The organism is Ralstonia sp. TCR112, assembly GCF_007997035.1.
In the GTDB taxonomy this organism is placed as follows: Bacteria; Pseudomonadota; Gammaproteobacteria; order Burkholderiales; family Burkholderiaceae; genus Ralstonia; species Ralstonia edaphi.
In genome coordinates, this window is sequence record NZ_VOSS01000115.1 from 1 (window position 1) to 14502 (window position 14502).

At 65.5% G+C, this 14502-nt stretch carries 16 protein-coding genes and 1 pseudogene; 7 read left to right on the forward strand and 10 right to left on the reverse strand.

Features of this window, described 5'->3' with window-relative positions; all coding sequences use genetic code 11:
* The first annotated feature begins 33 nt into the window (after positions 1-33).
* Positions 34-897: a DMT family transporter gene (locus FUT88_RS23040; RefSeq protein WP_147218699.1), complete on the forward strand. Its 864-nt coding sequence runs from the start codon at positions 34-36 to the stop codon at positions 895-897.
* 72 nt (positions 898-969) lie between these two features.
* Here FUT88_RS23040 and FUT88_RS23045 read toward each other — a convergent pair whose 3' ends face one another.
* The 5 genes from FUT88_RS23045 to FUT88_RS23065 all read right to left on the reverse strand — a co-directional run bounded on the left by FUT88_RS23045 (position 970) and on the right by FUT88_RS23065 (position 4960).
* A complete protein-coding gene (locus FUT88_RS23045) occupies positions 970-1359 on the reverse strand; it encodes a hypothetical protein (protein ID WP_147218701.1) in 390 nt (129 codons plus the stop codon).
* A gap of 73 nt (positions 1360-1432) precedes the next feature.
* Positions 1433-2743 carry an NAD(P)/FAD-dependent oxidoreductase gene (locus tag FUT88_RS23050; protein WP_147218703.1) on the reverse strand — a complete coding sequence of 437 codons (1311 nt, stop codon included), beginning with the start codon at positions 2741-2743 and terminating at the stop codon, positions 1433-1435.
* The gene (locus tag FUT88_RS23055) at positions 2740-3501 is read right to left on the reverse strand and encodes an amino acid ABC transporter ATP-binding protein (RefSeq protein ID WP_147218723.1); all 762 of its coding nucleotides are present in this window, start codon (positions 3499-3501) and stop codon (positions 2740-2742) included. The genes FUT88_RS23050 and FUT88_RS23055 overlap by 4 nt, the downstream gene beginning before the upstream one ends.
* A 2-nt stretch (positions 3502-3503) precedes the next feature.
* Entirely contained in the window at positions 3504-4175 is a 672-nt protein-coding gene (gene ehuD, locus FUT88_RS23060; protein WP_147218705.1) for an ectoine/hydroxyectoine ABC transporter permease subunit EhuD, read from the reverse strand.
* A 20-nt stretch (positions 4176-4195) separates the two neighbouring features.
* Positions 4196-4960 (reverse strand): ABC transporter substrate-binding protein, encoded by a 765-nt coding sequence (locus tag FUT88_RS23065; RefSeq protein ID WP_147218707.1) that lies wholly within the window; start codon positions 4958-4960, stop codon positions 4196-4198.
* 194 nt (positions 4961-5154) lie between these two features.
* Between FUT88_RS23065 and FUT88_RS23070 the strand changes: the two genes are divergently transcribed.
* The gene (locus tag FUT88_RS23070) at positions 5155-5952 is read left to right on the forward strand and encodes an IclR family transcriptional regulator (RefSeq protein ID WP_147218709.1); all 798 of its coding nucleotides are present in this window, start codon (positions 5155-5157) and stop codon (positions 5950-5952) included.
* A 40-nt stretch (positions 5953-5992) separates the two neighbouring features.
* Here the strand turns inward: FUT88_RS23070 and FUT88_RS23075 are convergent, their stop codons facing one another.
* On the reverse strand, positions 5993-6427 hold the full coding sequence (locus FUT88_RS23075; protein WP_147218711.1) for a universal stress protein: 435 nt from the start codon (positions 6425-6427) through the stop codon (positions 5993-5995).
* Positions 6428-6611: 184 nt separating this feature from the next.
* Between FUT88_RS23075 and FUT88_RS23080 the strand changes: the two genes are divergently transcribed.
* On the forward strand, positions 6612-7055 hold the full coding sequence (locus FUT88_RS23080) for an acyl-CoA thioesterase (RefSeq protein WP_147218713.1): 444 nt from the start codon (positions 6612-6614) through the stop codon (positions 7053-7055).
* Between the two features lie 108 nt (positions 7056-7163).
* Positions 7164-7382 carry a hypothetical protein gene (locus tag FUT88_RS23085; RefSeq protein ID WP_147218714.1) on the forward strand — a complete coding sequence of 73 codons (219 nt, stop codon included), beginning with the start codon at positions 7164-7166 and terminating at the stop codon, positions 7380-7382.
* Between the two features lie 63 nt (positions 7383-7445).
* Here the strand turns inward: FUT88_RS23085 and FUT88_RS23090 are convergent, their stop codons facing one another.
* Together FUT88_RS23090 and FUT88_RS27095 are read right to left on the reverse strand one after the other, a co-directional pair.
* The gene (locus tag FUT88_RS23090; protein WP_147218715.1) at positions 7446-8099 is read right to left on the reverse strand and encodes a hypothetical protein; all 654 of its coding nucleotides are present in this window, start codon (positions 8097-8099) and stop codon (positions 7446-7448) included.
* 105 nt (positions 8100-8204) lie between these two features.
* A pseudogene (locus FUT88_RS27095) lies at positions 8205-8324 on the reverse strand (transcriptional regulator); the annotation flags it as partial.
* A gap of 470 nt (positions 8325-8794) precedes the next feature.
* Here FUT88_RS27095 and FUT88_RS23100 point away from each other — a divergent pair.
* On the forward strand, positions 8795-9079 hold the full coding sequence (locus FUT88_RS23100) for a hypothetical protein (RefSeq protein WP_147218717.1): 285 nt from the start codon (positions 8795-8797) through the stop codon (positions 9077-9079).
* Positions 9080-9196: 117 nt separating this feature from the next.
* Entirely contained in the window at positions 9197-9853 is a 657-nt protein-coding gene (locus FUT88_RS23105; protein ID WP_261797268.1) for a VOC family protein, read from the forward strand.
* 14 nt (positions 9854-9867) lie between these two features.
* Here FUT88_RS23105 and FUT88_RS23110 read toward each other — a convergent pair whose 3' ends face one another.
* Positions 9868-10752, reverse strand: coding sequence for a LysR family transcriptional regulator (locus tag FUT88_RS23110; protein ID WP_147218721.1), 885 nt, complete (start codon positions 10750-10752; stop codon positions 9868-9870).
* Positions 10753-10810: 58 nt separating this feature from the next.
* On the reverse strand, positions 10811-12235 hold the full coding sequence (locus FUT88_RS23115; protein WP_261797269.1) for a coniferyl aldehyde dehydrogenase: 1425 nt from the start codon (positions 12233-12235) through the stop codon (positions 10811-10813).
* Positions 12236-12587: 352 nt separating this feature from the next.
* Here FUT88_RS23115 and FUT88_RS23120 point away from each other — a divergent pair, with 352 nt between their 5' ends.
* Positions 12588-14318 carry a GMC family oxidoreductase gene (locus FUT88_RS23120; protein WP_147218722.1) on the forward strand — a complete coding sequence of 577 codons (1731 nt, stop codon included), beginning with the start codon at positions 12588-12590 and terminating at the stop codon, positions 14316-14318.
* Positions 14319-14502: the final 184 nt, after the last annotated feature.

A 14502-nucleotide genomic window follows, 5' to 3' on the forward strand; every position in this document is an offset into this window, starting at 1 on the left:
GAACCCGACATCTCTTTTCGACAGGTGAGTGGAATGCGTTCCATGCAAGCCGCGCTGGCAGGGTCCGGCGCGACGGTTCTATTCGTGCTGCTGTGGAGCAGCGGTGCAATCTTTGCGGAGATCGGGGTGCAGCATGTCCCGGCGTTCGCGTTTCTGGTCGGGCGCTTTGCGCTCGCGTCTTTGGTGCTGGCGGGCCTCGGGCTCCGGCGCAGGCAGTGGTGGCCGGCGCCGGGCTCACGGCTGAAGGTCGCCGCCACCGGTGCCTTGCTGACCGGCGGCTATTCGATCTGCTATCTGCTCGCGCTGGACCGCGGCCTCACGCCCGGGCTACTGGCCACGGTGCTCGGCGTGCAGCCGCTGCTGACGCTGCTCGTGACTGAACGTACCTGGTCCGCACCGCGGATGGCCGGCCTCGTCCTCGCGCTGGGCGGCCTTTCGCTGGTGGTGGGCGGCGCCGATGCGCATCAGGTGCCGATGGCCGGTCTCGGCTATGCGCTGGCCGCGCTGTTGTGCATGACGGTCGGCGCCATCGGCCAGAAGCGGCTGAACCAGTCGCCCATCGATACGCTGCCGCTGCAGAACGCGGTGAGCCTCCTGATGTGTGCGGCGTTTGCTTTCGCGCTGCCTGCGCAATCGCTGGCGCTCGCGCCAAGCCTGCCTGGTATCACCGCCTTGCTCTGGATGGGCGTGGTGATGTCAGTGGGAGCGCAGTTGCTGTTCTACCGGCTCATGCAGCGCGGCAATCTCGTCAACGTGACGAGCCTGTTCTACCTCGTGCCGGTGGTGACGGCGCTGCTGGATGACCTTGTGCTCGGCCATCGCCTGGCGCTCCTCGCGATGGCGGGGATGGCGATGATTCTGCTGGGGTTGGCGGTGGCGTTTCGGGCGATCCGCTGAGCGCCGCCGCCGGGCGAGCCGCTGGATCTGGGCGGCTCGCTCCCCGCTACAAACCGCCCGGTGGCCGTTGCCTTACTGCGCCAGCTGCCGCAACTTCCATTCGCCGCTGGGCTGCTTGCACAGCCACGCCGTCCACTGCTCCTTGCTGCTGCCGCGCGTCAGTTCGCTCTGCAGACGGCGGCACGGCTGGCCGGCGTCCGTCTTCGATTCCAGCGGTGTGATGGTCGCGTCGACGGCGGCCTGCTTGCCTCTGGCCGGCGAGGTCCATTGCGCCGGCGTGTTGTCGGCGGTGCTCTTCAGCGCATCGCCGATGGCCTTGGTGAACGACTTCAACTCCGTCGGGCTCATCGAGCCGATGATGGTGCTGGCCAGCACGTTGCGGAAATAGGCGAACGACGGCGTGGCGGCAGCAAACAGCGCGGCGCCCGCACAAGCGAGCGCAAGACGGCGGCGATGCGACATGGGTCCCCCAGGATGTGACGAAAAGGAGCCTTCATCCTAGACCATGCCGCACCGGCCTGGGGTGTCGCTGTGCTCAGCCGCCCAGCTTGTCGAGCAGGCTGTACCAGGCCACGCCCGCCGCAATGTAGAAGCGCTGCAGGCCATGCAGCGGGATCGGCGTGATGGGCGATACGGGGTACGGAAACGCCTCGCCACTGCCCGCCAGCCGCGCGGCAATCTGCTGGCCGAGGCTGGTGCACAACGCGATGCCGCGCCCATTGCAGCCCAGCGCCATCGTGATGCCCGGCGCCGGCTCGTGAATGTGCGGCATGAAATCGCGCGTGATGGCGATGCGGCCGGCCCAGCGGTATTCGTATTCCAGCGGGCCGAGTTGTGGAAAGAGCAGCTCCAGTGAGCGTTCGAGGTGTGCAAAATCCTGCGCGTCGCGCGGCTCGGAAAAGAAGCCGCGTCCACCCATCAGCAGGCGCCCGGCTGCGTCTTTGCGGAAATACAGCAGCAGCCGTTGCGATGTGGAAGCCGTTTCGCCGCGCGCCAGAATGCGCTCGGCTTCAGCCGTCTTGAGCGGCTTGGTGGCGACGATGAAGCTGTTGGCCGAAAGCACCGTCTGCGCCAGGCCCGGCCAGAGCGGACCGGTGTAGCCGTTGGTGGCGATCACCACGCGCTGCGCACGCACCGTTGCGCCCGTGCTGGTGGTGGCAATCCACTGCGTGCCTTGCCGCTCCAGCGCGGTGACGGCCGTGCGGCCATGCACGGCGGCACCGGCATTCTGCGCGGCCCGCACCAGGCCGCGTGCATACGCCATCGGCTGGATGGCGCCTGCGCGGCCGTCGAGCCATGCGCCGGCAAACGCCTCGGTGCCGACACGTTGCGCGACGGCGGCGCGGTCCAGCATTTCCACCGGCACGCCGCGCTTCTCCCATTGCCGTGCGCGGGCGTGCAGCGCCGGCACGGCCTTGTCCGAATAGGAAAGCTGCAGCCACCCGGCACGCACGGGCTGGCAGTCGATGCGGTGCCGGTCGATCAGGTCGAACACCAGGTCGGCGGAGCGCGAGACGGTGTCGATCAACGGTTCGGCACGCGCGGCGCCCAGCAGGCTCACCAGTTCATCGGGGTCGTGCTTGAGCGTCGGGTTGACCTGTCCGCCGTTGCGCCCGGAAGCGCCCCAGCCCGGATCGTTGGCTTCGAGCACGGTGACCTGCGTGCCGCGCTCGGCCAGATGCAGCGCGGTGGACAGTCCCGTGTATCCGCCACCGATGACGAGCACGTCGGTGCTGATCGATTCCATCAACGGCGGTGTAGGCGGTGCAGCAGGCGCCGTCGCTGCCCATAGCGAGGGCGGCAGCGGCTCGCCGCCCGCAGCCATGTCGAGTTGCGGCTGCGTCATGGCGCGAGGTCTCCGGCGGGAGCATCGGCGGGCTTGTGCAGCACGCGGCGCAAAAAGTCCTGCGTGCGCGGCTGGCGCGGGGCGCCCAGGACCTGCGCGGCTGGGCCTTCTTCGACGATGGTGCCGCTGTGCAGGAAGCACACGCGGTCTGCCACCTCACGCGCAAAACCCATCTCGTGCGTGACGACGATCATCGTCATGCCTTCGCGGGCGAGTGCGCGCATCACCTCCAGTACGTCGCCGACGAGTTCGGGGTCGAGCGCAGACGTGGGCTCGTCAAATAGCATCGCCTCGGGCTCCATCGCCAGTGCGCGGGCAATCGCCACACGCTGTTGCTGGCCGCCGGAAAGCTGCGCCGGATACGCCTCTGCCTTGGCGGCCAGGCCCACTTTCTCCAGCAGCGCCATTGCTTTCGTTCGCGCAGCTTCGGGGCGCTCGCCCTTCACGTAGACCGGGCCTTCCATCACGTTTTCCAGCACGCTGCGATGCGGGAACAGGTTGAAGCGCTGGAACACCATGCCCATGCGGCTGCGCAGCGTGTGGATCGTTTTGCTGTGTTGATCGACGCGTTCGCCAAAGGCGCGGATCTCGCCGCCGTCGTACGACTCCAGCCCGTTGATGCAGCGCAGGACCGTCGATTTGCCCGAGCCCGACGGGCCGATCAGGCAGACAACCTCGCCCTTGTTCACGTGCAAGCTCACGCCGCGCAGCACGTGATGGTCGCCAAAGTGTTTCTGCAGATCACGGATCTCGATCATGCTCATCGTTTGGCCCTCCCCGCACCCATGCGGTGTTCCAGCTTGCGCAGGCCGAACACCAGCGGCAGGCTCATCACCAGATAGAGCAGCGCGACCAGCGTGTAGACCGTCATGTTCTGGAACGTGGATGAGGCGATGAGCTGCCCCGCACGCGTCATTTCCGCCACCGTGATGGTGGACACCAGCGACGAATCCTTGAGCATCATCACCAGCGTGTTGCCGTACGGCGGCAGCGCAATGCGAAACGCCTGCGGCAGGATCACGCGCCGCATGATCAGCGCGCCGCGCATGCCCATCGCTTGCGCCGCTTCACGCTGGCCGGGGTCGACCGCTTCGATGCCGGCGCGGAAGTTCTCGGCCTGATACGCCGAATACGCAATGCCCAGCCCGATCACGCCCGCCTGAAACGCGGTGAGCTGAATGCCGATGTCCGGCAGCACGAAGTAGATGTAGAAGAGCTGCACGATGATCGGCAGCCCCCGAATGATGTTGACGATCGTCGCCCCGGCCGCAGACACGGCCTTGACGGGCGACAGGCGCATCAGCGCGAGCCCCAGGCCGATCACGCTGCTGAGCAGGAACGACAGCACGGTCACCTCTACCGTGACCACCGCCCCCTTCAGCAGGATCGGGAGAAAGTCCTGCGCGTTCTCAAGAAACGTTGCAACACTCATGGCGCATCACCCGTCGGGAATCAGATGCCCCACTTCTTCACGATGGCATCCAGCGTGCCGTCGGCCTTGATCTTGGCGATGGCCTTGTTGAGGCGGTTGAGCGTTTCGGTATCGCCCTTGCGCACCACCAGGCATACATCACCCACGTTGGCGGGTTTGTAGCCGGCAGCCAGCTTTACGCCCTGGAAGGCGTTCTGGCGGATCTGGTACGCGATGATCGGCTGGTCGCCCAGGCCGGCCTTGATACGGCCCAGCGCCAGGTCGCGCGTCATGTCGGCCACCGAGTCGTAGCTGCGCACTTCCTTGAAGATGCCCTTCTTGTTGAGCATGTCGAGGAACACCGTGCCGACCTGCGCGCCCACCACCTCGCCTTTCAGATCATCAAGCGTGGCGTAGTTCTTGGCATCGTCAGCCTTGACGATCAGGCCTTCGCCGTACGAGTAGACCGGGTCGGAGAAATCCACCACCTGCGCACGGGCCGGCGTCTTGAGCATCGCCGCCGAGATGATGTCGATCTTGTTCGACGTGAGCGACGGAATCAGCGCCGAGAACACCGTCTGCTGCACGTTCACGTTGAAGCCGCCGGCCTTGCCCACGGCCGTCACGGTGTCGACCATCATCCCCTGGATGGAATTTGTCTTGACGTCCAGAAACGTGAACGGCACGCCCGTGGCCGTGGCACCGACGTTGTAGGTGGCCGGCGCACCCTGCGCCCAGGCAAACGATGCGGTGCCGAGCATGCACAACGCCAGTGCAGCGCGACGGAAGGTGGTGACAACAGACATGGCAATCCTCCAGGCAACGGAAAAAGATGCACCCCGAACGCGCATGCACGGGGACTGGCTCAACGTAATGCAATGGTTGTGCCAATATTCGAACGTAACGAATCGATAAATAACTATGGAAAACCACTAATCGACGTATGTGAATCGATATGCGATTCTTTGTCCGTTGATTTGTCACTGAGCCGCCACTTGTCATGACCGACGCCGCTGAACCTGCCGACGCCCCCGACCTGCTGTTCAACCAGTCGCTGGAGAAAGGGCTGGCCGTGCTCGGCGCCTTCAACGCGCAGCGCCGCACGATGACGATTGCCGACGTGGCCGCCGCCGCCGGCATCAACAAAAGCTCGGCGCAGCGCATGGTCTACACGCTCGAGCAGCTCGGTTACCTGCGCAAGCATCCCCAGACGCGGCGCTACCAGCTCACCCCCGCGGTGATGAAGATCGGCTTCAATTACCTGGCCGCCGATACGCTGATCGACGTGGCCAATCCGTTCCTGGCCGAACTCACCAAGATGACCACCGAAACCTCGTGCCTCACCGAGCCCGATCAGGACGAGATGGTGTATGTCGCACGCTTCGTGAGCGCGCATTTCGTGCCGGTGCACATGCCCATCGGCGCCCGCATCCCGATGTATTGCACCGCGTCTGGCCGCGCTTACCTGAGCGCGTTGCCGATGCCCGAAGCGCAGGCCATCGTCGAAAGTTCGCAGCGCGTGGCGCACACCATGCACACGCGCACCGACGTGGCGGCCATCATGGAAACGCTGCGCCAGGCGCGCCAGCGCGGCTACGCCACCAACTGCGAAGAACTGTTCCTCGGCGACATGACGATTGCCGCGCCGGTCGTCAGCAGCAATGGGCGGCCGCTGGGCGCCATCCACCTTGTTGCGCCCACCGGCCGATGGACGGCGGAAGAGATGGAAGCGAAGCTGGGCCCCGCGCTGCTGCAATGCGCGCGGGCCATCAGCACGTCGGTGCGGGCCCTGGGGTAACGGCGGGCGGCAGAGATTCGCTGCGACCGCGCCGCCACCATCAAGCCTTGGGCGCCTTCACCAGCACTACCGGGCATTCGGCATGGGCAAGCACCCGGCCCGCCACTGAGCCCATCAGCGCTTCGACGAATACGCCGCGCCCGTGCGAGCCCATGACGATGGCCGCCGCCCCCGCACTTTGCGCGTGGTGCACGATGCGATCCGGTGGAAAACCCACCAGTGCGTGCTGCTCGAACGGCACGCCGGCGGCACCCAGGATCGAACAGACCGAAGCCATGGCGCCGGTGCTTTCCTCCGCGTACCACGCGTCCACCTCTGCCTTGCCGACGAGCGATTTGATGTCGCCAGAGAGGTCCGGCATGCAATGCACAACGTGCACCGTCACGTCGCTGCCGAAGAGGGTCTTGCCGGCAATGCACCGCGCTGCCGCATCGGAATAGGTCGATCCGTCCGTCGCCAGTACCAGGGTTTTCATGTGGCCTCCTTGCCATGTCTGCGGCCGCACCTTGTGCGCGGCCGGTATCTGCTTCCAACGTAAGCGCTGCTGAAAACGGCGCGTTGATACGAGTCAACGGAAACGCCATGGTGCGGTCGCGCTGTCAGCACTTGCACAGGAAGGCAGGCAGAATGCGCAGATTGATCCAGACTGCGCGCCCCACATGACGATCACGCCATCCCTTTCCGATTACCCCCTGCACTCGACCGACAAGCTTCGCTACGGCGACACCGACCGCCAGGGCCACATCAACAACGCCGTCTTCGCCACGTACCTAGAGACCGGCCGCGTGGAAATGCTCTTCACGCCCGACAACCCGCTGGCCGCGCCCGGCTGCGAGTTCGTCATCGCGCAGCTCGTGCTCGACTTCCGCAACGAAATTCTCTGGCCGGGCTCCGTGCAGATCGGCACGCGTGTGGCGAGCGTCGGGCGCAGCTCGGTCAAGCTCGAGCAGGCCATCTTCCAGAACGGCCAATGCGCCGCGACATCGCAATCGGTGATCGTGCAGATCGACGTGGCGACGCGCCAGTCGAGTCCGATTACCGACAGCGCTCGCCAGCGCCTGGCTGCGCTCACCGCAGCCCCTGCCGGCGCAGAAGCGGAGTGATGCACGGCGTACGCAAACGAACGCCCTCGAAAATTTTTAACTTTGCTTGCACTTGCGCCCCGTGCCGGGAGCAAGATGGCTCTCCCGTTCAATCACGCGGAGGTGACCATGGGACTGTTGGATGAAGTGGGCAAGATCGCCGGCGCCGTCGCCGCCGTTGAAGCCGCCGAGAAAGTCGATCCGGATGCCGGCCTGCTGACCAAGGCTGTCGCCGCCGTCGCCGGTTTCAAGGGCGCGGGCGCGCTGGAAGAGATGCTCGAAAAGAAGGATGAAGCCAAGGCCGATGGCGAGGTCGCTGCGGAAGATGGGGCTGCGCCGCAGGCTTGATTGCTTGCAGGCTCAAAAGGATTTGGGGACCCCGCCGTTTGGCCGGGTTTTTGTTTTTTGGTGCTACTCAGCCGATGGCCACGTGCCCGTCACCCTGTATTGGTACGCGTCGGAAAACTGGGGTATCTCCAAAAGCTCTTCCAGAACGTCGCTGAGCGTTGTGTCCTGCTGCCGGAGCATGTGCAGCGGGCCGGCGGCATAAATCAACGCCTCCTCGCGCATCGACGGAATCGTTTCCTTCAGCAATTCAAACGCTGATGCCGGTGCAGCGCCCTTTGCATAGAGCCTGCACAGTATTTCGATGGCGTTGCCCTGCGTCCAGTCGTACCCCCCGCGGATAACACTCAGCAGGGTAGGAACGGCAGGCGCACCGAAGTGGTAGAAAACCTCGAAGATGGCGAACTGACGCGCGGTTAGCCAAGCACCAAGCCCAGCGAATTGAGGTGCCAGTGCATCAGGGGGCGTATGTTCACTGCGCAATAGACCAACGAGCGTGTCAATCGTATTGCTGCCAAGTACCAATGCGGCCGCCGCAGCCCGTCGCTGAAATTCCTCGCGGTTATGGAAGGCCGCTGCCACGTGCCGAACATGGTTGTTCTCCGGTGCTTCGGCCGTTGTCGTAACCCGCTTGCGGGGCAGCATTGTCCAGATTGCTTTCAGCATCGTGCCGCTTTTTGGTGGGGGGAACTCTATTGAAACGCCAAAGAGAAATCGCACACATTCTCCGAAACCGGATTTGCAAAATCAATCGCTCTTAGCGGGGGTTTCGCAGTCCGGCGGTGACGAGTCATCCGCATTGTCAGTGGGCTTCCGTACGGGCCCGACACACAGCTCATGGTATTCGCGCAGGGTCTTTCCATCGATGAGACCGGCGCGATGTAAATCGGATGCTGTGCTGTAAATAGCCTCAGATGCGTCGCTCTTGAATCGCGTTTTAGTCATTCCAATCTCCATAGGCCAGCCGAGCAGAAATCGGACATGAACTTAGCCGCTGCTGTAGACGGTCACTATAGGAATCGGCCTCGACTGGACGCTTTGGGGCGCCACAGTTGAACTTCGGCACCTATAATCCCCACCGTCACCGCCTTTGCGGTGACCGGGTTTCGCAGCCCATTTCCCTCCAGACGGACAGCCGCTTCCGAGCGGCGTTTTCATGTCCGGTGCTTGCGCACGCCTATGTTTTTTGCGGCGGGCCGGGCAGGGAGACCTTCGGGTCTGCCGGCGAGCTGGAGTGGGCCGGTCTGCGAACCCTGTCGTCAGGCCCGCCACCCTCGTTCGCAGCGAGGACCGGGTCTCCTCCAATCCACTCCAGGAGGCCACATGGCTACCGCACTCAGCGGGCATCGCCCCGCGTCTTATCCCTCCCCTCCACCTTGGCGCTGCAGGCTTCCCACACAACCGGGAGGTGCCGCATGTCTTTGACCAACAACCGCCTCTACCTGAACGGTGCGATCTCGGCGCGCGCATTTCTGTGCCGCACGCGCGCTGACATGCAGACCCATGGCCAGCGGCGGCTGGGCATGCTGCGCGAGCAGCTCACGTACTTCTCGGAACACGCGTATCCGCAGGCCTTCGTGAAGGGCTTTATCGATGCCCTCGACGCGTATCTGTCGATGTCGCTCGGGGGGAGCGAGGTGGACCCGCGCACGTGGGAGGTATTGGCCGCCATCGAGCGACGGCAGGTCACCGCCGCATAACAACAGGCAGACGCATTCCCGAGACGGGCGGGGATGCCGGTACCACGCTGCAACGTCGTGGAAGGCGCTGTGGCATGCTGGGCCCTCACATTTGAGACGGATACAGCGGGGGCCATCTTGAAGCTCGATCACATTGCCTTTGTCGCGCAATCGCTTGAGCAGGCGCAGGCGTATGCCTTGCAGCGGTTTGGCGTGTCACTGCCTGCTGGCGGCAAGCATCCCTTGATGGGCACACACAACCTTGTCACGCGGATTGCGCCCGGCGTCTTTCTGGAGTTCATCGCCATCGATCCGGAGGCCGCGCCGCCCAACAGAGCACGCTGGTTTGCGCTGGACCGCCTGATGCGGGAAGGCACATTGGAAGAGGCGCCCCGGTTGTTCGGATGGGTCGCGAGCGTTCCTGATCTGGGGCGCAACGTGAGCGAATCACTGCAGCACGAGTTGCTTGAAGTCACGCGTGGCGATTTGCGATGGCACTTCTTTCACCGCAGAGACGGTGAAGCGGAATTGGACGGATGCTGGCCCGCACTCATCGACTGGGCGGGCGGCCAAAGCCCCGTCGACACGATGCAGGATGTGGGGCTGCGTTTGACCCGATTCCAACTCGCGCATCCAGAGATGGCGTCCATCCGCGAGAGGCTGCATCGGCTCGGCTGGGAGGCTGCGGGCGCGGAGAACCGATCTGTCGAATTGACCGATGCAGAGCGGCCGGGATTGACGCTCGTGCTCAATACGCCGAAGGGGCGCGTGCAGATCGAAGGCGGCGGGCTGTAACCGCTGGCCAGGGGTCAGGCGGCGCGCCGCTCCGCCACACGTTGCCGCGTTGAGAACCCGTCGCGCACGCACTGCGCCAACGCCAGCGCGGCCGCACTCGCGCCTTGCGCCGGCAGCAGCAGGCTGATCGCAAACATCGGCAGTTCGGGCAGGCCGGCTTCGGGCCCGAGGATGTCGAGGTCCGCCGGCACCGTCGGCGTCAGCCATGCCGTGACGGCCAGCCCGGAGCGGACCGTGGCGGTGGTCGCTTCAATGTTGCCGCTCTCGAACACCGTGCGCCATTCGATGCCGTGCTCGCCCAGCGCCTTGAGCACGCGGGTGCGGAAGGCGCAGCTTTCATCCACCATCGACAGCGGCAGCGGGCGCTTTGCATGCACGTTGCCGCCGCGCGGGCCGACCCACACCAGCCGCTCCACGCACAGGCATTCGCCCGTGGCTTCATCCACCGGCGCTTCGACCACGGCGACGTCCAGCTCGCCGCGCGCAATGCCCTCCGCCAGCTCGGGCGAGGTGCCGCAGACGATGGTCAATTCCACCGACGGCCACGCTTCGGTAAACGCCTTGAAGATCGGCGGGAAAACGGTGCCGACCAGGTCGTAAGGCACGCCCAGGCGCACCGGCCCCTGCAGCGGGCGCGCCGCCATGTCGGCCCAGATTTCGTCGTTGAGGGCGAGCAGGCGTTTGGCGCGGCCGAGGAACCGTTCACCCGCGTGGGTGAGTTCGAGCCGCCGGCCGTCGCGTTCGAACAGGCGGCATTCGAAGGCGTCTTCGAGCCGCTTGATCTGCTGGCTGATGGCGCCCTGCGTGAGGTGCAGCGCGTTGGCCGCCACCGTCATGCTGGCGTTTTCCGCCACGGCAATGAAGGTGCGGACGAGGGTGATGTCGAGGTTCTTGGCCATCGCTGCATTCTAGAAGCTAATGCTTGGCCGCAAAAACCTCATCGCTGCTAATGACTTGTCAGCCCACCAAGAGCTTCATCATCGTCTCGAACGTCTTGCCGTACGGCGCGCGGAACAGGCTCAGCCCGTTCAGCCGGGCCTGCCTGAACACCGGCTTCATCTTCGAGAACCGCTCGAACCCGTGGATGCCGTGGTACGCGCCCATGCCGCTCGGCCCCACGCCGCCAAAGGGCAGGTCGTCTTGCGCCACGTGCAGCAGGGTTTCGTTGATGCAGACGCCGCCGGCAATGGTGCTGCTCATCACGCGGTCGATGGTGCTGTTGCTGCGCTCGAACACGTACAGCGCCAGCGGGCGCGGGCGCGCGTTGATGTAGTCGATTGCCTCGTCCAGCGTGCGATACGGCACCAGCGGCAGCAGCGGGCCGAAGATCTCTTCCTGCATGACGCGCATGTCGTCGGTGCCGCCGGTGATGAGCGCGGGCGGGAACAGGCGCGTGGCGTCGTCGGGCGCAACGTTGGCGAGCGGCAGGACCTGCGCGCCCTGCTCGCGTGCCTCGTCGGCCAGGCTGGCCATGCGCTGGAAGTGGCGCGGGCTGATGAGCGTTGTGTAGTCGCGGTTGCGCGCCATGTCGGGGTACATCTTGCCGACCAGCTTGCGGGCTGAATCGATGAAGCGCTGCTCGGTGCCGGCCGGCAGCAGCACGTAGTCGGGCGCCACGCAGGTCTGCCCGGCGTTGAGCAGCTTGCCCACCAGCGTGCGCTCCACCGCGCGGTCAAAGTCCGCATCCGGCCCGATCAGCGTGGGCGATTTGCCGCCCAGCTCGAGCGTGACGGGCGTGAGGTTGTCGGCGGCCGCACGCATGACGTGATGGCCGACGTTGGTGGAGCCGGTGAACAGCAGGTGGTCGAACGGCAGCCGCGAGAAGGCCTCGGCCACCGCCGCATCGCCATTGATGACGCGCACTTCGTCGGCGGCAAAGCTGCGCTCGACCAGGTCGGCAAACAGGGCGGAAAAGCGCGGCGTGTATTCCGACAGCTTGACCATCGCCCGGTTGCCCGCCGCCAGTGCGGAGACCAGCGGCCCGATGGTCAGGTAGATCGGGTAGTTCCACGGCACGACGATGCCCGCCACGCCCAGCGGCTGCGGAATCAGTCGCGTGCTGGCCGGCCGGAACCATAGGCTCACGCCGCGTCGCTGCACGCGCATCCAGCGCTTGCCGTGCGACAGCGCGTGCTTGATGCCGTCTACGCTCGGGAAGATCTCCAGCAACTCGGTTTCCTGCCGCGAGCGATTGCCGAAGTCTGCGCTGACCGCCTGGGCGATGGCCTCGCGGTTGTCCATGACAAGGCGCTTGAGACGCATCAGGCGGTCTCGGCGCGGGGCCCACGCGGGCAGCATGTCGGCCTGGTGCGCGGCGCGCATGGCCTCGAAGGTCTGCTGCATGCGCAGCATGTGCGGGGCGGGCAGGTCGGCAGGTTGCATGGGGGGCTCCTGACAGGGTCGGCGGATCGGTGCAATTGCAAAGCAGTATGGTCGCCACGCGCTTCTGCGACGGGCTGATACGGCTCTGCCGTGTGCCGCATGCCAGGCTTGCCGAGGCCCACGCAACCGTGTGCCAGCGCGGAATTGCTGCATTGCAGCATCCCGCCATCGCTACCCGGACAAGGGTTTGTGGGCGGCGGCGCGCTGGATTGCTGCGTGACATCGAACGATGCCTCTAATGCGGGTAAGCCCGGCCGTTTGAAACAACCCATGGCGCCTAGGATGTGAGTTCGTGACCGGCAAACAGCCGGCGGCGTCGCTCGCCCAATAAAAAACCCATCCGGAGACATCCATGGCCACCGATTTGCTCACCTCGGCCCTCACCTTCGATTACGTCATCGTCGGCGCCGGTTCCGCCGGTTGCGCGCTCGCCAGCCGGTTGACCGAAGACCCGGACGTGACCGTCGCGCTGCTCGAAGCCGGCCCGCACGATCACCACCTGTCAGTCTGGGTGCCCGCCGGGTGCGCGGCGTCGCTGCCGTTCAAGAACAAGCGCAACTATGGGTTCCAGACCGTGCCGCAAGCCGGGCTGGGCGGCCGCCAGGGTTATCAGCCGCGCGGGCGGGGGCTGGGCGGCAGTTCGTCGCTCAACGCGATGATCTACATCCGCGGCACGCCGAGCGACTACAACCACTGGGCGGCGCTGGGCTGCACCGGCTGGAGCTGGAGCGATGTGCTGCCCTACTTCAAGCGCTCCGAAGGCAACGAGCGTTTTGCCGGCCGCGACGACGACGCGCTGCACGGCGGCACCGGCCCGCTGCACGTGAGCGACCTGCGCACCGGCAACCCCATCGCACAACGCTTTGTGGAGGCCGGCGTGGCCGCAGGCTACCGGCGCAACAACGATTTCAACGGCCCCGAGCAGGAGGGCGTCGGCCTGTACCAGGTCACGCAATACAACGGCGAGCGCTGGAACGCCGCGCGCGCCTACCTGCATGGCGGCGACAAGGCCGACGCCACGCTCAGCCGCAACCGCCGCCAGCTCACGGTGACGCCCGACACGCAGGCCCTGCGCATCGTCTTTGAAGGCAAGCGCGCGGCGGGCGTGGTGGTGGAGCGTGCGGGCCGCACAGAAACGCTGCGCGCGCGCCGCGAGGTGATCGTCTCATCGGGCGCGTTCGGCTCGCCGCAATTGCTCATGGCTTCTGGCGTGGGCCCGGCGGAGCATCTGCGCTCGCTCGGCATTCCGGTCTTGCACGACCTGCCCGGCGTCGGCCAGAACCTGCAGGATCATCTCGACATCATCCTGCACAAGAAAGTCTTCAACCTGGATCTGATCGGCTATTCCGCGCGCGGCAGCGCGCATATGCTGGGCCAGATCCTGCGCTACCGGCGCGAGCGTCGCGGCATGCTGGCGACCAACTTTGCCGAAGCCGGCGGCTTCATCAAGAGCCGGCCCGATCTGGCCGATCCCGATCTGCAACTGCACTTCGTGGTCGCCATGGCTGACAACCACAACCGCACGTTCAACTACGGCCACGGCTATTCGTGCCACGTCTGCGTGCTGCGCCCGAAGAGCCGCGGCGAAGTGCGCCTGGCCTCCGCCGACACGCGCGACGCCCCACTGATCGATCCAAAGTTCCTGTCTGACCCCGAGGACATGGCCGGCATGCTCGCCGGCTTCCGCGCCGTGAAGAGCATCTTCGCGCAGCGTCCGCTGGCCGACCTCGGCGGGCGGGAGCTGTATTCCGGAAACGTCCGCGGCGACGGCTCCGACGACGAAGCCGTGCGCGCGCTCATCCGCCAGCACGCCGACACCATCTACCACCCCGTCGGCACCTGCAAGATGGGCAGCGCCGACGATGGCATGGCCGTGGTCGACCCCGAACTGCGCGTGCGCGGCCTGACAGGCCTGCGCGTGATCGACGGCTCCGTCATGCCGACGCTGATTGGCGGCAACACCAACGCCCCAATCATCATGATTGCCGAGCGCGCCGCCGACCTAATGCGCCAAGGCGGACGCCCGACGCTGAATGTGGTGAGCAGCATCCCCGCGCAAGCCGCGCCCGCGGAAGTGCACTAAAAACGACCAGGGCGACGAACCGCACCGCCGCCCTCCGCACACCGATGGTGTGGCCGTTGGAGCCCTAGATGGCGCCTTGAATTTCTGTTGCAGAGAGGAAAAAGGAAGGGAAACTGTCTGAGCGCAGCGAGTTTTTCCCTTCCCCTCTCTGCGACATAAATTCGAGGGGAAGTCGCCATCTCGG